The sequence below is a fragment of the Cyanobium sp. Tous-M-B4 genome (assembly GCF_024345395.1).
Lineage (GTDB): Bacteria > Cyanobacteriota > Cyanobacteriia > PCC-6307 > Cyanobiaceae > Cyanobium_A.
This window is the reverse complement of the sequence record NZ_JAGQBA010000005.1, coordinates 269,890-287,998: the sequence shown is the minus strand read 5'-3', so window position 1 is coordinate 287,998 and position 18,109 is coordinate 269,890. Positions and strand designations below refer to the sequence as shown.

Below are 18,109 nucleotides of genomic sequence, written 5' to 3'. Positions count from 1 at the left end.
TGTAGCAAAATACTGGAATAGTCGGCAACTCACAGCTCTATGGACTCATCTCGCACCATCACCGCACCGTTGTTCCGCAAGCCACGTCGGATCAGCATCACTGTTCCTCACCACACCTTTTGTGTTATGCAGGAACTCAGCGATCTGGAGGGCCGCTCCCTCAGCAACCTGGCGGCCTACCTACTGGAGCTATCGCTTACTCCGCAACGCGAATCGAGCCCGATATATGCCCCTTGTCAGCCTTCTCAATACCGAGGGTAAGCACCAAGGCTGAGCCGATCAACGCCCTGTATTGACCTATGCGGAGATATTCAGCTGAGGAGCAGCCGCCAAAGCCAGGGGGTGTCCAAGCACAGAATGAGGGGGCAAGCAGCGTTGACCACAGGCCAACCTGAGTGTTCTCCGACCCATTGGCCCGTTCGTTGGCCGATCCGCTGCTCCTTAGGTCAGGGCCTCACTCGCGAGGTGAGCCATTGACGAGTGGTGGCGGCGATCTCCTGACGGGTCGCCGCTGGCAGGGGTTGATGGCAGCCGCCCCCCCGTCGGGCCAGTTCGGCGGCCAGTCCAGATGGGTGATGGCCGGTGCTGGTGTCGATCACCAGGAGGTCGATGCCCAACCCCGTGAGGGCGCCAGCGATCTCCAGCACCTCCCGGCGGATCTCCGCCAGCACAACCTGTTGCGGGATCTCTTCGCTGGAGGATGCCAGCGAGTGGCGCAGCGACACATTGGCCTTGCCGTCGCTGATCAACACGATCAGGATTTCGCCGACTTCTTTTGAGCGGCGTGCGTTCTCACCAACGCGCACCGCCAGTGCCAGGCCGTGGGCCAGCGATGATCCGCCGCCGCAGGGGAGCCGTGCCAACCGGCGGCTGGCTGCGGTGATCGAGCGGGTGGGTGCAAGCTGCACCTCGGCTCGCCTGCCGCGAAAGGTGATCAGAGCCACCTGGTCGCGACTGCGGTACACCTCACCCAGTAACTGCAGCGCAGCCCCTTTGGCGGCCTGCATGCGGTTGAGGGCCATCGACCCCGAGGCATCCACCACGAAGATCACCAGTGCTCCGGCCTTGCGGAGCAGCTGTTTGACGCGCAGATCGTCCTCCCGCAGCAGCAGCTTTGGGCCCTGCCGGCGCCCCAAACCCCTTCGCCGCGACCGCTGATGCGGTGCTGCGGCCCGCAGGGTGGCATCGATGGCAATGTGATGGATGGGGCCATGGGGCAGCAGCGGTTTCACGTAGCGGCCCCGATCGGGAGAGGGCACAAGCCCGCCCCCGCCGTCCTTGCCGTGGCGCCGCTTGAGGCGCGCAGCCTGGGCCAGCAGGTGTGGATCCAGCAGCACGCCTTCCGGGGAAAACAGGAAGCTGTCGGGGATGGCCTGGCTGGCTGGCTGCTCCGTTGTGGCGTCCGAGGCCGGTGGTTCCTCCTCCGACTCTGATGGCCCGGCCGGCTTGCCCTGGGGCTCCGCGGGCGGTGACGGGTCCGCTTCATGGTCGGGAGGCAGAGCCAGAGCCGCGGAACGCGGCAGGATCACCAGCTCCAAGGCGAGACGCAGATCTGCGGCCTCAACATGGCGGCGACCCTGCAGAGCCGCTTGAGCTCTGGCGACACGCACGGCGTACAGATCACCGCGGTGGCCCTCCACCCCGGCACGGATCGCCTCGTCCACCAGGTAGTGCAACTGCGGCAGCGTCAGACACACCTGGTGCAGTAACCGGCGGGCCTTGGCGATACGGTGCTGCAGTTCCAGCAGGCCCGGGAAATAGCGCTGCCAGAAAGCATTCGGATCGGCAGCGTGCTGCAGCACCCGCTCCACCGCCTCCACTCTCTGCTCCAGGCTCAAGGGGGTGTCGGCCGAGAGCACCATGGCCAGTCGATCGATCAGATGGGCCCGTAGTTCTCCCTCGGCAGGGTTGTAGGTGGCGATCAGCAGCGGCCGGCAGGGATGCTGAAAACTGATGCCTTCCCGTTCCACGCGGTTGATGCCACCATCCACCACCGTGAACAGCAGATTGGCGAGACCGGGATCGAGCAGGTTGAGTTCATCGATATAGAGCACACCCCGGTGCGCTTCCGCCAGCAGCCCTGGCTGGAACACCGCCCGGCCCCGCCTGATCGAAGCCGTCACGTCGACGGAGCCCAGCAAGCGATCTTCACTGACCCCGAGCGGCACCTGCACGAATGGCGAGGGTTTCAGGGCGCTGACGGGGTTGCGACTGATCGTGGCGCGATGGGCCCGGGTGGCGTCGTCCCAGTCGCCCGGATCGGCTGGATCGGCATTGCAGCAGGAACGGCGGATCACCCGGATCGGCGGCAGCAGGGCGTGCAAGGCGCGGGCCAGCACCGACTTGGCGGTTCCCCGGCGGCCGGCGATCACAATCCCGCCGAGGCCGGGATCCACCGCCAGCAGCAGCAGGGCTTGGCGGATGGCGTCCTGTCCCACCACGGCATTGATGGGAAAGGCTGTTGTTGAACCGGCCGTCGCTGGAGAACAGCTGGGCGTAACGGCCACTACGGCTCTGCCGCCACCGTCACGCCCTCCAATTCGGCGTCGGTGAGGTCGTAGAGGTTGCGGAGCTTGTCGATTTTTTCAGTCGGGGCATTCCACAGTCCCCGATTGTTGGCCTCAAGCATGCGACCCACCACGTTGCGGAACGCTTCGGGATTGGCATCGCGCAGCCGCTGGGCCATCGCCGCGTCAAAGGCGTAGGTGTCAGCGGCCTGGTCGTAAACCCAGGAATCCCGGAATCCGGTGGTGCCGCCCCAGCCGATCAGGGCCGTCATCCTCTGCGAGATCTCATAGGCCCCACCCGATCCCATCGCGGCCATCGCCTGGGCCCAGCGGGGGTTGAGCAGCTTGGTGCGGTACTCCAGCCGCAGCAGCTCCTCCAGATCCCGCGGTGTGGTGTCGCGCGAGAACGACTCGACGAAGCTGGCCGCCACCCGGCTCCCGGGCCGACTGGCCTGCTGGGCCACTTCGGCGGCACGTTTCAGACCACCCGTATTGGCGTAGTACTCCTGAATATCGGTGAGGCCGTATTCGACCGAATCGATCTGCTGCACCACCCGGTCGGTGCTACGCAGCAGGGCGGCCAGCACCTGGGGCCGGGCTTCCCCTTTGTCGGCGCGGCCATAGCTGAACCCATTGCGGCCCTGCCAGGTGTTCGCCAGCTCCTCCCCGCTCTCCCAGTTGGCGTCGGTGACCCGGTCATTGACCAGCGAGCCGAAGTCGCCGGCGGGATTGGAGAACAGGCGGGCGCTGGGGTTCTCGATCCCCTCGGCCGCCAGCTGCAGCGCGTGGCGGCGGATCGCGTTGCGCTCCGGCGGTTCGTCGGCTTCGGCAGCGCGGCGGAACAGGTCGTCGAGCAACTCGACGATGTTCACGAAGCTGTCGCGGAAGATGCCAGAGAGGTTCACCAGCACGTCGATGCGGGGATGCCCCAGGCTCTCCAGCGGCCGTAGCGCATAGCGCATGATCCGCCCGGTGCTCTCCTTCACCGGCTCGGCTCCCACCAGCTCGAGCAGGATCGCCAGGGATTCACCCCGGGTCTTGATCGCATCGAGACCCCAGAGCATCAGCGCCACGGTTTCAGGCCAGACACCGTCGTTGTTGGCTTGGTGTTGTTCCAGGATCCGCAGCGCGATCTGGCGGCCCCGCACCAGCGCGCCCGCGGAGGGCATGCGGTAGGGATCGAGGGCATGGATGTTGCGGCCGGTGGGCAGCACGCCGGGGCCGTCGCGCAGCAGGTCGCCGCCGGGGGCTGGGGGGATGTACTGGCCGCCCAGGCCATCGAGCAGATGGTCGATTTCCTCGGTGCTGCGCTCCAGCAGCTGGCAGATGCGCAGAGCCTCCAGCAGTTGCCTTGGGCGATCAGCCCCTGCCACTTCGCCTGCGCCGATGCTGCCGCGATGGAGCTGCTCCAGCTCTGCCGCCTGGGCGTGCAGGCCGGCCTCATCGGTGGCCGGGGGCAGTCGGCTGATGGCCTCGAGCAGTGCCTCAGGCAGTGCTGGGCCCACGTAGGCCTTCAGATAGGCCAGGCGCTGCTCCGGATCCGGCGGCTGGCCGAGGGTGTGCAGACCGCTGGAGAACAGCCGACTTTCCAGCAATTGCAGATAGGCACCCAGTCGCACGATCCAGGCATCGAACGCGACCCGGTCGGTGTGGGCGTTCTCCGGTGCCGGACAGTCGGTATCGAGGCCGCTGTCGCCCACCTGCTTAAGGATGCCGTCGGATAACGCGGCATTGCGCTCGGGATCCTCCCGGTATTCGGCGATCAGATCGCGCAGGGCGATCAGCTCCCGGTAGAGCCCGGCACGGCCATAGGGGGGCACGTTGTGGGACACGATCACGCCATAGCCGCGCCGTTTGGCGAGCATCGACTCGGAGGGGTTGTTCGCCGCGTAGACATAAAGATGGGGCAGGTTGTCCAGCAACAGGTCGGACCAGGAGTAGCCCGTGTTCCCCAGGGGTGAGCCCGGGAGCCACTCCACCGTGCCGTGCATCCCGAAGTGCACCACCACATCGGCCTGGAAGCTGTGCTGCAGCCAGCCGTAGAAGGCGGCGTACTGGGGATGGGGGGTGAGATCCCGTTCGTACATCAAACGCATCGGGTCGCCCGCCACACCCAGCGGCGGCTGCACACCGATCCAGATGTTCCCCAACTGCACGCCACCTAGCAGGAAGCGTCCCGCCAGGGTGCGGACGACGGTATCGCCCAGCGGCCCCCACTGCTTCTCGATGCGCCTGGCGTGTAGCGGCCCGAGCCACTGCCGCAGGGTCTCCACCGTCACGCTGGCGCCGGTCCAATCTTCGAAGCGCTCTCCCTCCGGGATGCGGCTGATCCAGGTGTCATCGGCCTCCTTCACCTGCCGAATCAACGCCTCACCACTCGCCGGCAGGGGCCCGACCCTGTAGCCCTGGCGGATCAGTGCCCTGAGCAGCGCCATCAGGGAGTCGGGCACGTTGAGCAGGGCGGCGGTGCCGGTGGCGCCATAGCCCGGAGGAAAGCCGTAGAGCACGATGGCCACGCGCCGCTCAGCAGCGGGTTTGCGGCGCAGAGCGATCCAGGAGTTCAGGCGTCCGGTGAGGCGCCTCAGCCGTTCGGGGATCAAATAGATGCGATCGCCCACCAGTCCCCCGAGGGGAACGGGATCGATGGCGCCATCGAGCTCTGGCAGGGCGAACAGCACGACGCTCTGCAGTCCACCGATGCCATGGCGGGTCCAGGAGTGCAGGTCCTGGATCAGCAGCGGTGCTGACACCACGTAGGGAACGTTCTTGGCACGCAGGATGCGCTGGGCCACCTGCTCGCGGCGGCCGGCCTCCATCGACCCGGCCGGTCCACCGACCAGGGGGAAGCCAATCGTGGAAACGATCGCATCCACGGCCACAGCCTGGCGACGGGCGCCGCCGAGTTCACCAGGTAAGGCCCGCTCGCTGGCACTGGTCATCCAGTCGCGCACGGCCATGTGGCCTTCCACCCCGTTGATGAACACCGGCAGCGGCACCAGCTGGGCGGCCTCGAAGGCGCGGATCAACTGGGAGATATAGGGCTGGCAGGTGATCACATGCTTGCGGTAGAGCAGCAGCCCCACCACAGGCCAATTGTCCTGGGTCGGTGTGCTCTGGGGACGGGTGCGGTGGAACCAGCTCAGGTAGTCACGCGGATACGGAAAGTAGCCCTCGTGGTCGGGGTGGCACAGGCCGAGATCGGGCGACTCCCGCAGGGGCGGGATCGCCTGGGGCTTTAGCCCCAGGCCATGGCGGGCCAGGTACAGAAACAGGGCGATGACGTTGTCGAGGCCACCCGCATTCCAGTAGCGGTAGAGAATCAACCAGTGGCGCAGATCCTGGGCCCGGCGTGAGGGAAGGAATCGCAATAGCTTCGGCCCCACCTTGAGAAAGCCGAAATAGGCAGCCAGCTTGTCTTCTTCGCGGCCGCTGCCGAATTTGGCGAGCAGGGCCTGAATCGGGCGGGGAATGCCGGCGCTGCTGCCGCCGATCGTGAAGTGACCGAAACAGGTCAACTGCATCAGCTCGACGGCTGATTCGAAAACCAACCGGATCGGTACCTTGGCTGCATGTTGGCGCAACCATTCCACCTGATCGAAATCGAATATTAAGCTGGCGAAGAAGGCATCAGCATTGGCCAATGCGTCATCCACGGCATCATTCGACATGACCAGATCATGGTCACTGAATATAGTAACTTCGAGATCCGTGCATTGCACCATCGCTCGCTCTGCAGCCTTGCGGTAGAGATCGGCATTGAAGGCTTCAAAGCCAGCTAGCAGCACAATACGCTTCATGACTGCCTATGCGAATGTGATGAAAGACTGGCCAGATAAATCGCGTAGATACTGCCTTAAGCAGTGTCTTGATTGAGCCTGATTTAGGGCATTTAAATAGTGGTCATGTCACCGATGAAATCGCTTTGCTCATGGCCTAGCTTTAAAGGCGTGCCGGCCCGCAGGAACAATGAAAGCCGCCTAAGCCGAGTTTCACTAGATTTCCATTTCACACGCTTGCAGAGAATGAATCCTGGCCACTTGCTGTACGCAAGCTCCGGGAGCTGTCGACGCCGGCGTACATAGATGAGACAACACGCGGATGTATAATTTTGAAATCATGGCCTAATACCTAATGTTGAAACTCCATTAGAAGCTCGCAACAGAATCCAACCGAGCCTTCCGCCGCCACCAAGCGCTGCTCAAGTGCGAAGAGCTTATTACGGTGTTATTTTTAGATTACCATGATCAACAATTAATCAACTACGGTTTCAGGATAGAAGATCAAGAGTGCCCTGTCGTGCGAACCTTGGAGGCGAATCAGCGGCTGATTTGCTGCAGTTGATTTGCGGTATGATTTAAGTTGATTGTTAATTCGGCACCTCAGATGAATGCGCCGAAGCGAGCTGGCGCATTGCGGGCTGCAGTTGAGCCTGAAGTGCGGCTTCGATGGCTCGACGCTCAGGCGCTACAGCCTGGAGAAGACTTGGCTCCGCCCACACCTCCGATGCGCTCAGGTCGCGCATGGTGACTTCAACTGGATTCGGAGGCTCCATTGATGGAAGATATCTCCCCCTGAGTACAATCCAGCGCGCTGACGATCCGGCCCCTGCTCCAAGAGCAGTACCGCCAGCGGCGACAGGTGCTGGCCATTGGCTCTGGCTACGAGGCCCTGCGCCAACACAACGTAAACCAATGAATGTTTGGGACAGCTTGATCATCAATGCCAGGCGAATCGCCCTGAAAAAGCATGGGCGTAGCTGGATCGCCCTGCTGCTGGCCTGCGCCCTGTTCTGCGAGACGGCGTGGGGCCGGACTGCCACGGAATTGCGTGTGTTTGTGAGCCAGAGCTGCCCCCACTGCGCTGCCTTCAGGGCCTACGTGCCGGAGTTGCAGCGGCGCCGCCCGGATCTGCGCATCACCCTGATCTCGGTGGATACCGATCCCGCCGCCCAGAGGGATCTGGTGGCTATCAGCCGCCAGGCCAAGATCTGGCCTCCAGGGGTGCCCACCTTCGCCGTTGGGGACAGGGTGCTGGTGGGGTTTGGCGAACCCACCAGCAGCGGGCCTGAACTGCTGGCCTTTCTCGATGGGAGTGCCGCCGCCGGGCCCGCAGGACGCACAGCGGTTGAGGCAGGTCCCTTGGGCCGCTTGAGTGTGCGGCGGCTGGGCCTTCCCCTGTTCACCCTGGCTCTGGGGCTTCTGGATGGCTTCAACCCCTGCGCGATGTGGGTGCTGTTGTTTCTGTTGTCGCTGCTGGTTCATTTGCGCAGTCGCCGCCGCATGGCTCTGGTGGCCGGCACCTTCGTGCTGGTAAGCGGAGGTGTCTACTTCCTGTTTCTGGCAGCTTGGCTGAATGTGTTTTTAGCCGTTGGCTTCGCCACACCGATCCGGGTCTCGCTGGCGCTGCTGGCGTTGCTGATTGGGGCAATCAACCTGCGCGACAGCACTACAAAAGAAGCCAATTACCACATCTCGATACCGGCTCGCGCCAAACCTGGGATCTATAGCCGCATTCGCGCCGTGCTCCAGAGCCGCTCAATCACTGGCTCATTGTTTGGGGTGGCGGCCCTGGCGGTGGTGGTCAATCTGGTGGAGCTGCTCTGCACCGCTGGCCTGCCGGCCATTTTCACCGCCGTTCTCGCTCAGCAAGATCTTCCTCCCCTTGTGCATTACGGCTACTTGGGCCTCTACATCCTTGGCTACATCGCTGATGACACGCTCATGGTGATTGTGGCGGTCAGCGCTCTCAGCAGCCGCAAGCTCAGTGAGAAAGGCGGCCGCCTTCTCAAGCAGGTCAGCGGCGTGGTGATGCTTGGGCTGGGCTTGGTGCTCTTGGTTCATCCATCCTGGCTTTTTTCCTGAGCAACAAGTGGGCGAAGGAGGCACTTGAAGTGTTGTAGCCCGGAGCGAATCAGTCGTCAGCCGAGGAATTGTTGAGCGCCTCCAGTATCACTTTCACGCTCTGCCCCACTCCAAGACTCTGGGCAAGCGCTTTGGGCTTTGGTGTAGGCAGGCGACCGATCGAAGTCTTTCAGTCACAACACAGCTCCTAACTTGCGGGGATCTGGAACGTAATGGCAGGCCTCGCTCCATGGCCCAAGGCAGCAGCAAGGCGGGAGGTTGCGGCTGCGGCTCTGACCAAGCGGCATCGCTGCAGCGCCGCACTCTCTGAGTGGTGCTGCTGATCAACGCCACTTCCGCGGCCTGTAGTCAGCGTGCTTCTGGAACCTGGCGGGGTGGCGTGTCGTCCATGTTGGGCACCTCCTTGGTTGATGAACACAGCATCGCTGCGCTAGCTGCTCAGCACAATCAGCCATTACAGGCATTGCCTCCAGCTGGAGATGGGAGCAGGTTGGAGTGTTGGCGTGCTGCTCACTAGAGGCCTAACAGCAGCATGGCGGCCGCCTCCGGCAAGCGCCAGTTCGCGGCCAGGCGATCCCTGGAAAGCTGACCTGATCCCACTGATCGTGCTGGCCCTGGCTGCCGTCAGCACCAGCTGCCGCTGCGCTGAATAACTTGAGAGTGACCAAGGTCCGTCATGCTGACGGGAGGAAGTCTCTCTCCATTTCCATGGTTGCCCGTTTGCGCCTGCTAACTCTGCCTGCCCTGTTGGTATCTCTGCTGACACTGGTCTGGGCCCCGGCCGCATGGGCGGAACAGCCCTCTGCTCCCTCCAGCCGTTGCAACAACGCCACCCTGAAGGGCACTTACCTCTACAGCTCGGTCGGCATGCTTGATGGCAAGCCCTACGCCGAAGCCGGTCGTGAGGTGTACGACGGCAAAGGTGGCGTCGAACTCACCTACCGCGGGACCGGTGGCGCCACCGGCACGATGCGCACTACCTACAACGTGAGTCCCGACTGCATCGGCAAGGCTGTCTATCCCTACGGTCAGACCCTGGTGAGCTTCATCAGCCCCGACGGCAGCCGCTTCGCATACACGATCACCCGCGGCCCTGGAGATCGGCCCACCGTGCTCTCAGGCTGGGAGATCCGCGTCGATCCGTAAGGACCCGTCATTGCTGGTCCACCCCGAGCGGTTTGTGGTGGTTCCCCACCTTCCACCAACTCAGAAGTGACTGCCAAGAGCCTTCCCGCCTTGGGGGTGTTCTCACCCGCTGCGACGGCGTGTTCGGCACCAAAGCCGCGTCTCGCCTCTGATCCCTGGGGTGCCACAGCCTCGGGGCTTTTGGGTGGGGCCCTTGGGTTCCGCTGTGGCTCCAATTTTCCTGCGGCGCGCCCATGGCTTTGATCCAGCTGATCAGTGTGGGGTCGCGAGGCGATCTAGAGCCTTATCTGGCCTTGCTGCTTGAGCTGCAGCGCCTCGGCCACAGCGTCACGTTGATCGGCAGCACCAATTTCGCCGATGCGGCCCGGAAGGCCGCGATTGCCTTTGCCCCCTTGCCCGGTAATTTCCGCGACCTGCTGGGCTCCCCTGCCGGACTGGAGCTGATGCAGGGCAAGCCGGTGCGACTGGTGAACGATGCCCTGCTGCTGCAGTGGCTGAGCACCGCCCGAGAGGCCATCCGAGGGTGCGATCTGCTGCTGGTACCACCGCTGGCGCTTTGGGCTTATCACCTCGCCGAAGCCGAGGGATGTCGTTTCGCCGTGCTCAGCCCCATCCCGGTGGTGGCGACCGGGGCTTTTCCCTTTTTGAAGTTCCCTGCCCGCCAGCACTCCACCAGCTGGTTGAAGCGTCAGCTGAACCGCCTCAGTTACCGAGCCTTCCGTCTGATCAAATGGCGCCAGGAATCCAGATTGATCCAGGACTTCCGCAGCCGGCAGCTGGGATTGCCGCGGTTGCCATGGACCGGTGCTGGGGAGCGGCGCGATGCCCCGCATCAGTTGAAATCGCCACCGATTCTCCATCTGTTCAGCTGCCGTGTGCTGGAGCGTCCGGCGGATTGGCCCGCCCATGCCCAGATCACCGGCTATTGCTTCAACCCCACGTCGACATCGGAGAGCTACAGCCCGCCTCTGGATCTGCAGCGCTTCCTCGAGGCCGGGCCACCTCCTTTTTATGCCGGTTTCGGCAGCATGATTCCGCACCATCCCGCGTCGTTGGGCGCGGTGCTGGTGGAAGCCGCTCGGCTGGCGGGGCAGCGCCTGATTCTCTCGCCGGGCTGGGGCCGGGTGGTGCCCTCTGACGACCTTCCCCCCACGGTGTTTCTATTGGAGGAGTGCCCCCACGACTGGCTGTTTCCGCAACTGCGTGGCGCCGTGCATCACGGCGGGGCCGGCACCACGGCCGCCACCCTGCGCAGTGGGATTCCCTCCACGGTGGTGGCTTTCTTCGCAGATCAGCCTGCCTGGGGCCGAACCCTGGAGGAACTCGGCGTCAGCCCGGCCACCCATCACCACACCACGCTCACGGCCCCAGCCTTGGCGGAGTGCCTGCGGTCGATGGCGGAGATCCCCAGCTACCGCTGCAGGGCCGAGCAGCTCCGCGATCAGCTCGCTGCGGAGAACGGCCTCGCCACAGCTGTAGCGGCCTTGGAGACGCTTTTGGAACCCCAGCCTTCGGCCCAAGAGACCTAGGCCACTCGAGCCAGCCCCATGCAGGCGGACACCCTAATTGCCGAAATGCTCGTAAAAGCCTCGTGCCCGTTCACTCTTGGGATGGACAGCCAGCGCGCTGATGCCGGCGATTTCTGCAGCCGCCAGGGTGTGGAACCCCTTACCCCATCAGCCGCCAGCACCACGTAGGTGCGGTTGATCACACAGCCGGCTTGCTCCTCCTGCTCGCCCATCCAGGTTTCCAGCGCCGGACGGAGATCGTCGTTCCCGTACCAGCAGAACCTCAGCCAGCAGCCGAAGGCCTTAGAAGATCATCCTGGCCTCAAGTCGGCCTTCCTTGATCGCCTGCATGAATTGCCGGTAGTCACGTTCGGCTTGATCGGCGTAGTGCAGGCCAAAGGCCTCCAGAGCCTGGTCAAACACCTTGCCGGCGGCCAGCCAGGCCGCGATCGCTTGGCGATCCCCCGAACGCGCGTGGGCCTTAGCCAGAGCTCGACCACACAATTCGCCGTAGAGCTCCAGACCCTTGGCATCCAGTTTGGCCAGGTCCACCGACCCTTTCCAGTCGCACAGCAGGCGCCAGTAATAACGGCGATCCCGCTGCAGACCGCTTGTCCAGCCAAGAAACTGGTCGCTCACGGTCTGCATCAGCCGCTGCCCTTCGATCACCCTCTGGCCGTGATGCTGGGGTGATGGGCTTGTGGCGTAGGGCTCAAACACCGACGCTCCTGCCTGCTTGCTCTGGAGGATCAAGAGGTCTTCAGGGTGGGGCCCACAAACAGACTGATGGCGCAGCGGGTGCCCACCGAACCCACGCCCACAGCCTTCATCGCCGCATCCACCAGCCGGTAGTGCTGAAGCCTGTGGCGTACCTCGGCAGGGACGGAGCACAGGTATGAATCCAGCATCTTCTGGCTCAGATCGCGCCAGTCGATGTCGGAGGTCCACCTGCGATCCAGCACGACATGGCGCCAGAACAGAGGGGGGTCATGGCGCAGTTGGAATTGCCCATCAGCTCCCCGTTCGCAGAGTTTGCCAGCCGCTTCTATGCAGGTGCGGGCCCTGGCCTTACCGCTCACCTTGAGCACGTGCTGCCGTAGCGGTGGGTGCTCCAGCTCGTTGATGTAAGCGTTGACATCGATGCGCTGCGCCTTGCCACGCGGCCCTGCTGATCGCTGGTGGCTGGTGGCTGATCAGAGCCAGGTTTCGCCCAGCGAGTACAGCGCTGACCACCAGCCGTTTGAGGTCCCACTCAAAAGGTCCGCGTACGGTCTCGTCGAAATCATTGAGGTCAAAGACCAGCCTCCACTCAGGCGAGGCGTAGAAGCCAAAGTTCGCCAGGTGGCAGTCGCCGCAGAGCTGCACCTCCAGGCCACTGCTTGATGCATTGCCTAAGTCATGGGCCATCACCGCCGGGGTGCCGCGATAGAACGCAAAGGCGTCGTGAGCCATGCGGCTGTGGCGCACGGGCACGAGCCAAGGCAGGCGATCGGCCTACTGTTCCTGCAAGACCGCAATCGGGTTGCGCCGGTCTGCAGCAGGGGCCCATCGGCTCAGGTCTTGAACCTTGAGCGGAGGAGCTGGTATTCGCACCATGTTCCACAAACTAATCCTGCTGCTGAACGACCCACCTCGCAGCCGCTGGCCAGGCCAGAGCAGTGAAGAGGGACGGTTCCCCGTATCCCCAAAGGGACCAATCAACGGTGAACCCGACCCAGCCTGAACCAAGAACGACTGCGATAGGCGATGCAGGAAGTCCGACTCCACCCGCTCACGGAGCGGCCGGGGCACCTGGAGGCTCAATCTGATAAGCCGGCTCTGCACCATGGCTCTGCCCACGGTGCCTACCGGGTGCGGGTGCAACGACGCCATAGCCCTGCAGCGCTCTGCTGCTGATGGCAGGCGAGAGTTCGCCCATAGACCTGCCGCAGCTGCTCGATCGCATTGAGCACCAGCTGCTGCCGCAGCTCCAGATTCACAGCCCGGATCCCTGCGATCCAGTGCTGGTGAAGGATCTGCCTAAGCCATGGCGCACCCTTGGCTGCGGTAACTACGCGGCGGTATTGCACCATCCCCACCACCCTTTACTGGCGGTGAAGGTTTACGGCCCGGAGCGTCCAGGCCTGGAGCAAGAGGCGGAGGTGTACCGCAGGATTGGCCATCACCCCGCCTTCTCACAGTGCTTCCACGTGGGGGCGGGGTATCTGGTGTTGAGGCGATTGCAGGGCACCACGTTGTACGACTGTCTGCGCCAGGGCATCCCCATCCCCGCGCAGGTGATCGACGACGTGGATGCAGCGCTGGCCTATGCGATGGCCCGCGGCCTGCATGGACATGACGTGCATGGGCGCAACTTGATGCTGCACCGGGGCCGGGGGCTGATTGTGGACATCTCCGACTTCCTCAACCCTCAGCCATGCCGGGCCTGGCAAGACCTGCGCTGGGCCTACCGCACGTTTTACCGGCCGCTGATCGGCCACCTTGGACTGCGGGTGCCGGGGAGTGTCCTCGATTGGGTACGCCGCGGTTATCGCCTGGTGCGGCGAATCAGGGCGCAGGTCCCTGGGCCATGAACTCCCCTTCATGAACTCCAATATCCTCCCGTGAAGACCGGTGTCGATCGTCCAATTGCCCTTGCCAGCCCATGCCGGCAGCTCCAACCACAACTAGAAACTCTCTGATCTGAAAACGATCAGGCTGTCATCGAGCACCAAACTCGCGCAGCTGCGCCCGACCCCCTTGGGCACTACCCCCTGGGACTAAACGACGGCTGAGCAGGCAAATTCCCGGGGTCAACGCGCCGGGCTTTGTTGTGTCTCAAGTCTGCTGAGTGAGCACGTGCTGCATCACCTCCAGCAATCCATCGGCCAGGGGGCGATGGCTGCCCAGACGGCAACTCCAGATGGCTCCAACCAACAGCTCCTCAGTGCTGACCAGGGCCAAGTCCTGGCCTTCCAGCAGCTGCAGCTGCTCTAGCGGCACCGACAGTTCGGCCCGGAACACATGGGCCGTGCGCCGGTGGATGTGATGCACCATCACCAGCTCCGTCGCTTCGGGCTGCCAGCTGATCTCCTCCAGCAGCTCCCGTCGCAGGGCCTGCTCCGGCGTCTCGCCGGGATCGAGGTGCCCGCCAAAAAGTCCCCAGCAGCCAGGCGCGACGATCGAGGGGATCTCGTCACGCAGTTGCATCAGCCAGCGGCCATCCCGCTGCAGCATCGCCAAGGCGACTTCAACGGCCATGGCGCGTCCTCAAGCTGCTGCCGGCCGCTAACACCAAGCCACCGCTGATGGCGAGAAACACCAGCGTCTGCAGAAGCAATAGAAAGATTCCGATGGCCGAACCGGCCAGGATCTGCACCCTTGCCTTGATCAGCAGGGTGAGCAATAGCAGCACGGTGACCTTGAGGCTCAGCACCTTGGCCGTGCTGAGCGGGCAGAACGGGTTAAGAAGCACGGGGTGATCACGGGTATCACCATGCTGACGGGCCGATCCGCCAACGGCGGTTTCATTTAAGTCCTGGCAGCGTCAGGTGAGCACCGGGATGCAGACCCTGCGGTCCATCGCCGAGCTCATGGGTGATGCGGCCAACGCTATGGACGGGGAAGGCCCCCCCCTCGCTACGAGGTGGAGCGCCGCATTGCTGAGGCCCAGCTTTGGATTTCACAACGCCGCCCATGACGACCTGATGGATGCCTTCCTCCAGGGGGTGATCTGGTTGCAAGACCAGCACTGGCGAGGCAGCGGCAGCACTGCTGGCAACTACGCCCGCCGCACCGGCCATCCCAAAGAAGACCTCGAGCAGCTTGCTGCAATTGAGTTAATCAAGGCCTCATGCAGCCATGACTGCAAGTGGGTGAACCGCAGCAGCTCCAACTTCATCGCCTACGCCAGACCATTCGTTAACAGCGAGATCACCCACTAACTGCGCGAGCTCACGCTCGTCTTGATCGAGTGAGTCGTTTCTAGGAGCAAGGGGGCTGTGCATCGTCATGGCTGGACCGTTGTGGCTCCCTGCGAGGGAGCAATTTGGCTTGGTGATCTAACCCTGCTCAATGGTGCAGGTGGTGCAGGTGATGCAGGTGTCGATCCCTATGCCCAGTACACCTTGTTCACGGTGCTGGAGTTTGGTGCTAGCCACGGATCAGGCGGCATCGGTGGCCAGATCAGGCCACAGCCCGGCTACGGTGAAACTCAGGCAGGTGCGCGGTGCACCCTGGGCTGATCTCGCCCATGGACCGACCATCCTTCCCTGCACGGGTCATAGCACCGGCAGCGCTGTTGGGCACGACAAACCCAGTCCTCAGGGGCTTTCTCCCCCCCAAAAAAAAGAGTTGACAGCCAACGACGCCTCAGCTCTGCCGAGAAGACCCTGGATCCATGCACTCACTCAATAGGTCGAGGGGACTTCATTCGCCACCTCAGCTCTACCAGTGGAACCTATGCTGGGCAATTGGGGCTTCAATAGAGTGAATAAGGAAGAAATCTTGCATGACTACAAGCAAAAGCCTGGTGCATTTATCCCTGAATTCGTCGCCTTGGATGATCTCGCGGAGATTTATCTAAACAACCCTGGCTTCCATTCAAGCTTCGAGGACTTTATGGATGAATGGCAAGAAGAGGACAATGCTGTAGAATGCGAATTCTAAACAAGAATTTATTACATTTTGGATATCCCTCCTCAAGAACTTAATCCAAAGTGGTTCAAAAGTCACCTGCTTGACCGCTCAGTTGAGCTTCAAGATCTTTATGAGTTGCCTCAAGGGGAGCTAGACCTAGTAATGGCAGAGGCTGCCGAGGTCAGGACTGATATAGTCAATCGCGACCGCAACCATGGCAAGTGGTGCACCGCCGGCTATTTTCTAGAATTGGCGAAGATTATTAGTGAACGGCGATTCGATCAGCTTGATCGCAAGTAAGGCTGCACGGCAGAAGTATAAGACAACACAGACTTTTTGACTAAAGACGTCATCGAATTGACATTCGTGCGCGTGGCCTGAATCGTCGACAGCGCTGGCAGCATCACTAATGAGCAAAGGCTCTGCGTCGTTCGCCAGCTGAGCCGCCTCGGCAACACGGATTAGGTCGCACCGTGAGGTGCGCTAAATGACACCCCACCGAGAGGTGCGCCATATGAGACCCCACCGAGAGGTGCGTTGCCCCTGCTGCGAGGAGAGCATGCGGCAAACCGCCATAGACCAGCCCCTTCACATGCCGTTACAATTGCCGTAACAATCTGAAACACGCATGACTGACTCCGCTGCCCGCTTTGGCTTTGTCGCCTTCGCTGAAACCTGGAACGGCCGTCTGGCCATGCTCGGCTTCGTGATCGGCCTAGGAACCGAGCTGCTCACCGGCCAGGGCATCCTTTCCCAAATCGGGCTCGGTTGACCGCTATGAGCACCGACTACTCAACTGCCATCACCCTGCTGCTCTTCGGTGCCTGGTTAATCAGCGCCCTGGTGCTACAGCCAAATATCGCCGACTGACGCCAACGCTTCCTTCTCGTTTCACCCAACCCAGAGATCCCCATGACCAACACCCCCGCCAAAGACCAGCTGCTCGATACCAGCGCCGAACAGCTGACCCTCATGGAGCAGCTCAAGCGAGTGGAATTATTTAACGGCCGCGCCGCCATGCTCGGCATTGTGATCGGCATCGTGGTGGAAGGCCTTACCGGCTTTGGCATCGCCCATCAGATCGGCCTCGGTGCCTTGGTTGATGGCTACGCCGCCTGCCGCACCCAGTTCCTGCCCTTCTGCTTCTGAGTCCCGGCTACGCACCGGAGGGCGGTCTGCGGGCCGACTCGATCAGCAGGTTCTGGAGTAGCTCGCTGCTGCTGATCAGCAGGTGGGCCAGCCAGGTGCCCGTCAATCGGGGTTCAGCGATCCGATCGCCCCTGCAATGGCTGATGGCCTGCTCGATCTCGGCCACCTCACGAGCGATGTTGCGCACCATCGCTTCCGTGGTCTCGCGAGGGCTGGGCCGGTGAGGAATTTGCATTGGCTCCACTCTGCCCCGTCCTCTCAACCAAAGCGGTAGTGCTTGCGCACTGGGACATGCACCTCCCAAGTGCAGCTCAGCCCGGTGTCAAACACCACCAGATCACCGGCCCCGAATCGCACCGGCTCCCCACCAGCGGGGGTGACGCTGACATCGCCCTCCAGCAGCAGGCAGGTTTCCTGTTCGTCGTAGGTCCAGGGAAAGCTGCTCACGCCCAGGCTCTGTAGCTGCGCTGGATCCGGGTTGGAGGTGACCGTGATGCAGCTGGCCATGGCTGCATGATTGAGAATCAACGGCCAATACTCCAACCGCCCCCGGGCAGGGGTGAAGAGGAACGTCTCGGCATCGATGGGGTGGCATTCAGCGGCGCACCGGCACCACTTGCATGCCGACCGGGGCCAGTGCGATCAGCGCCAGCTTGATGTGTTGGATCCCGAAGGGAATGCCGATGATCGTGACGAAGCAGGCCACTGCAGAGGTGAGGTGGCCGATCGCTAGCCACCAGCCCGCCACCAGAAACCAGATCACGTTGCCGATCAGCCCCAGCGGTCCGGTGCCGAAATCCATCCGTCCGGTGAGCTCACGCCTGCTCACGGCCTCATTTCCAAACGGCCAGAAGGAGTAGTTGCCGATCACAAAGCAGGCCCGCGCCCAGGGGAGGCCAACGATCGTGATCGCCGCTACAAGACCGGCCAGCCACCAACCGAGGCCCATCACCACCCCGCCGAGCACGAACCAGAGCACGTTGAGTAGAAAGCGCAGCATCGGATCCCCCTCGATGCTCCCAGTCTGGCAACAGGGGAACGGTCGTTCCCCTGGCTGCTGCAGGGCTACCGGTTGCATGCTTCGCAGTCAGCTGTCAGTCGAGCCTGGAGGCAGCTGCCGAACCGAAGCCAGCGAAATCAATAAAAAAAGAACAATCAATCTGTGTTTAAAAAGGGGTTGTGTAGGGTGAAATCGCTAAAATGCAGTCAACGTGCTTCTGAAATCTCCCAAATCCTGGAGATTGAATTGTTCGTCTAAGCACAGCCCTGCTGCTGCAGTCACGGCATCCGTAGCGCCTCACCCATCACTCTTTGAGTAACT

At 62.6% G+C, this 18,109-nt stretch carries 19 protein-coding genes and 1 pseudogene; 11 read left to right on the top strand and 9 right to left on the bottom strand.

The annotated features are described in order from the left end of the window. Window positions 1-39 precede the first annotated feature (39 nt). Complete coding sequence (locus KBY73_RS11845) at window positions 40-261, top strand: ribbon-helix-helix domain-containing protein (RefSeq protein WP_254937292.1); 222 nt, start codon at window positions 40-42, stop codon at window positions 259-261. A 185-nt stretch (window positions 262-446) separates the two neighbouring features. Here the strand turns inward: KBY73_RS11845 and bchD are convergent, their stop codons facing one another. Together bchD and KBY73_RS11835 are read right to left on the bottom strand one after the other, a co-directional pair. Then, a complete protein-coding gene (gene bchD / locus KBY73_RS11840; RefSeq protein WP_254937291.1) occupies window positions 447-2,507 on the bottom strand; it encodes a magnesium chelatase ATPase subunit D in 2,061 nt (686 codons plus the stop codon). Further along, window positions 2,507-6,304 (bottom strand): cobaltochelatase subunit CobN, encoded by a 3,798-nt coding sequence (locus KBY73_RS11835; RefSeq protein WP_254937290.1) that lies wholly within the window; start codon window positions 6,302-6,304, stop codon window positions 2,507-2,509. Before KBY73_RS11835 ends, bchD begins: the two co-directional genes overlap by 1 nt. 894 nt (window positions 6,305-7,198) lie before the next feature. Here KBY73_RS11835 and KBY73_RS11830 point away from each other — a divergent pair. The 3 genes from KBY73_RS11830 to KBY73_RS11820 all read left to right on the top strand — a co-directional run bounded on the left by KBY73_RS11830 (window position 7,199) and on the right by KBY73_RS11820 (window position 11,043). Next, window positions 7,199-8,368 carry a hypothetical protein gene (locus KBY73_RS11830; protein ID WP_254937289.1) on the top strand — a complete coding sequence of 390 codons (1,170 nt, stop codon included), beginning with the start codon at window positions 7,199-7,201 and terminating at the stop codon, window positions 8,366-8,368. A 708-nt stretch (window positions 8,369-9,076) separates the two neighbouring features. Continuing rightward, a complete protein-coding gene (locus KBY73_RS11825) occupies window positions 9,077-9,514 on the top strand; it encodes a hypothetical protein (protein ID WP_254937288.1) in 438 nt (145 codons plus the stop codon). 233 nt (window positions 9,515-9,747) lie between these two features. Further along, window positions 9,748-11,043, top strand: a complete 1,296-nt coding sequence (locus tag KBY73_RS11820) for a glycosyltransferase (protein ID WP_254937287.1) — start codon at window positions 9,748-9,750, stop codon at window positions 11,041-11,043. A 282-nt stretch (window positions 11,044-11,325) separates the two neighbouring features. Here KBY73_RS11820 and KBY73_RS11815 read toward each other — a convergent pair whose 3' ends face one another. Both KBY73_RS11815 and KBY73_RS11810 read right to left on the bottom strand, forming a co-directional pair. Continuing rightward, window positions 11,326-11,775: a DUF2252 family protein gene (locus KBY73_RS11815; protein WP_254937286.1), complete on the bottom strand. Its 450-nt coding sequence runs from the start codon at window positions 11,773-11,775 to the stop codon at window positions 11,326-11,328. Then, a pseudogene (locus tag KBY73_RS11810) lies at window positions 11,772-12,474 on the bottom strand (DUF2252 family protein). Before KBY73_RS11810 ends, KBY73_RS11815 begins: the two are co-directional and overlap by 4 nt. Window positions 12,475-12,917: 443 nt before the next feature. Between KBY73_RS11810 and KBY73_RS11805 the strand changes: the two are divergent. After that, window positions 12,918-13,595: a serine/threonine protein kinase gene (locus KBY73_RS11805; protein ID WP_254937285.1), complete on the top strand. Its 678-nt coding sequence runs from the start codon at window positions 12,918-12,920 to the stop codon at window positions 13,593-13,595. 244 nt (window positions 13,596-13,839) lie between these two features. On the opposite strand, the gene KBY73_RS11800 is transcribed toward KBY73_RS11805, so the two are convergent. Together KBY73_RS11800 and KBY73_RS11795 are read right to left on the bottom strand one after the other, a co-directional pair. After that, window positions 13,840-14,262 carry an NUDIX hydrolase gene (locus tag KBY73_RS11800; protein WP_254937284.1) on the bottom strand — a complete coding sequence of 141 codons (423 nt, stop codon included), beginning with the start codon at window positions 14,260-14,262 and terminating at the stop codon, window positions 13,840-13,842. Then, window positions 14,252-14,476, bottom strand: a complete 225-nt coding sequence (locus tag KBY73_RS11795; RefSeq protein WP_254937283.1) for a hypothetical protein — start codon at window positions 14,474-14,476, stop codon at window positions 14,252-14,254. The genes KBY73_RS11800 and KBY73_RS11795 overlap by 11 nt, the downstream gene beginning before the upstream one ends. A gap of 76 nt (window positions 14,477-14,552) precedes the next feature. Here KBY73_RS11795 and KBY73_RS11790 point away from each other — a divergent pair, with 76 nt between their 5' ends. From KBY73_RS11790 to KBY73_RS11765, 6 genes are all read left to right on the top strand, one after another. Beyond that, window positions 14,553-14,945, top strand: a complete 393-nt coding sequence (locus tag KBY73_RS11790) for a hypothetical protein (RefSeq protein WP_254937282.1) — start codon at window positions 14,553-14,555, stop codon at window positions 14,943-14,945. Between the two features lie 81 nt (window positions 14,946-15,026). After that, on the top strand, window positions 15,027-15,245 hold the full coding sequence (locus KBY73_RS11785) for a hypothetical protein (RefSeq protein ID WP_254937281.1): 219 nt from the start codon (window positions 15,027-15,029) through the stop codon (window positions 15,243-15,245). Between the two features lie 208 nt (window positions 15,246-15,453). Further along, on the top strand, window positions 15,454-15,669 hold the full coding sequence (locus KBY73_RS11780) for a hypothetical protein (RefSeq protein WP_254937280.1): 216 nt from the start codon (window positions 15,454-15,456) through the stop codon (window positions 15,667-15,669). Window positions 15,670-15,684: 15 nt separating this feature from the next. Further along, window positions 15,685-15,939, top strand: a complete 255-nt coding sequence (locus KBY73_RS11775; protein ID WP_254937316.1) for a hypothetical protein — start codon at window positions 15,685-15,687, stop codon at window positions 15,937-15,939. Between the two features lie 328 nt (window positions 15,940-16,267). Beyond that, window positions 16,268-16,411, top strand: coding sequence for a chlorophyll a/b-binding protein (locus KBY73_RS11770; protein WP_254937279.1), 144 nt, complete (start codon window positions 16,268-16,270; stop codon window positions 16,409-16,411). A gap of 140 nt (window positions 16,412-16,551) precedes the next feature. Next, the gene (locus KBY73_RS11765; RefSeq protein WP_254937278.1) at window positions 16,552-16,788 is read left to right on the top strand and encodes a chlorophyll a/b-binding protein; all 237 of its coding nucleotides are present in this window, start codon (window positions 16,552-16,554) and stop codon (window positions 16,786-16,788) included. A gap of 7 nt (window positions 16,789-16,795) precedes the next feature. Here KBY73_RS11765 and KBY73_RS11760 read toward each other — a convergent pair whose 3' ends face one another. From KBY73_RS11760 to KBY73_RS11750, 3 genes are all read right to left on the bottom strand, one after another. Then, window positions 16,796-17,023: a hypothetical protein gene (locus tag KBY73_RS11760; RefSeq protein ID WP_254937277.1), complete on the bottom strand. Its 228-nt coding sequence runs from the start codon at window positions 17,021-17,023 to the stop codon at window positions 16,796-16,798. Between the two features lie 23 nt (window positions 17,024-17,046). Further along, window positions 17,047-17,295, bottom strand: a complete 249-nt coding sequence (locus tag KBY73_RS11755) for a cupin domain-containing protein (RefSeq protein ID WP_254937276.1) — start codon at window positions 17,293-17,295, stop codon at window positions 17,047-17,049. Between the two features lie 88 nt (window positions 17,296-17,383). Beyond that, window positions 17,384-17,788: a YccF domain-containing protein gene (locus KBY73_RS11750; protein ID WP_254937275.1), complete on the bottom strand. Its 405-nt coding sequence runs from the start codon at window positions 17,786-17,788 to the stop codon at window positions 17,384-17,386. Window positions 17,789-18,109: the final 321 nt, after the last annotated feature.

What these genes read in the sequence shown, in the direction of transcription:
- KBY73_RS11845 (WP_254937292.1), top strand. Translation starts at nt 40, where the DNA reads ATGGACTCATCTCGCACCATCACCGCACCGTTGTTCCGCAAGCCACGT.
- KBY73_RS11835 (WP_254937290.1), bottom strand. Translation starts at nt 6,304, where the DNA reads ATGAAGCGTATTGTGCTGCTAGCTGGCTTTGAAGCCTTCAATGCCGAT.
- KBY73_RS11830 (WP_254937289.1), top strand. Translation starts at nt 7,199, where the DNA reads ATGAATGTTTGGGACAGCTTGATCATCAATGCCAGGCGAATCGCCCTG.
- KBY73_RS11825 (WP_254937288.1), top strand. Translation starts at nt 9,077, where the DNA reads ATGGTTGCCCGTTTGCGCCTGCTAACTCTGCCTGCCCTGTTGGTATCT.
- KBY73_RS11820 (WP_254937287.1), top strand. Translation starts at nt 9,748, where the DNA reads ATGGCTTTGATCCAGCTGATCAGTGTGGGGTCGCGAGGCGATCTAGAG.
- KBY73_RS11805 (WP_254937285.1), top strand. Translation starts at nt 12,918, where the DNA reads ATGGCAGGCGAGAGTTCGCCCATAGACCTGCCGCAGCTGCTCGATCGC.
- KBY73_RS11800 (WP_254937284.1), bottom strand. Translation starts at nt 14,262, where the DNA reads ATGGCCGTTGAAGTCGCCTTGGCGATGCTGCAGCGGGATGGCCGCTGG.
- KBY73_RS11770 (WP_254937279.1), top strand. Translation starts at nt 16,268, where the DNA reads ATGACTGACTCCGCTGCCCGCTTTGGCTTTGTCGCCTTCGCTGAAACC.
- KBY73_RS11765 (WP_254937278.1), top strand. Translation starts at nt 16,552, where the DNA reads ATGACCAACACCCCCGCCAAAGACCAGCTGCTCGATACCAGCGCCGAA.
- KBY73_RS11760 (WP_254937277.1), bottom strand. Translation starts at nt 17,023, where the DNA reads ATGCAAATTCCTCACCGGCCCAGCCCTCGCGAGACCACGGAAGCGATG.
- KBY73_RS11755 (WP_254937276.1), bottom strand. Translation starts at nt 17,295, where the DNA reads ATGGCCAGCTGCATCACGGTCACCTCCAACCCGGATCCAGCGCAGCTA.
- KBY73_RS11750 (WP_254937275.1), bottom strand. Translation starts at nt 17,788, where the DNA reads ATGCTGCGCTTTCTACTCAACGTGCTCTGGTTCGTGCTCGGCGGGGTG.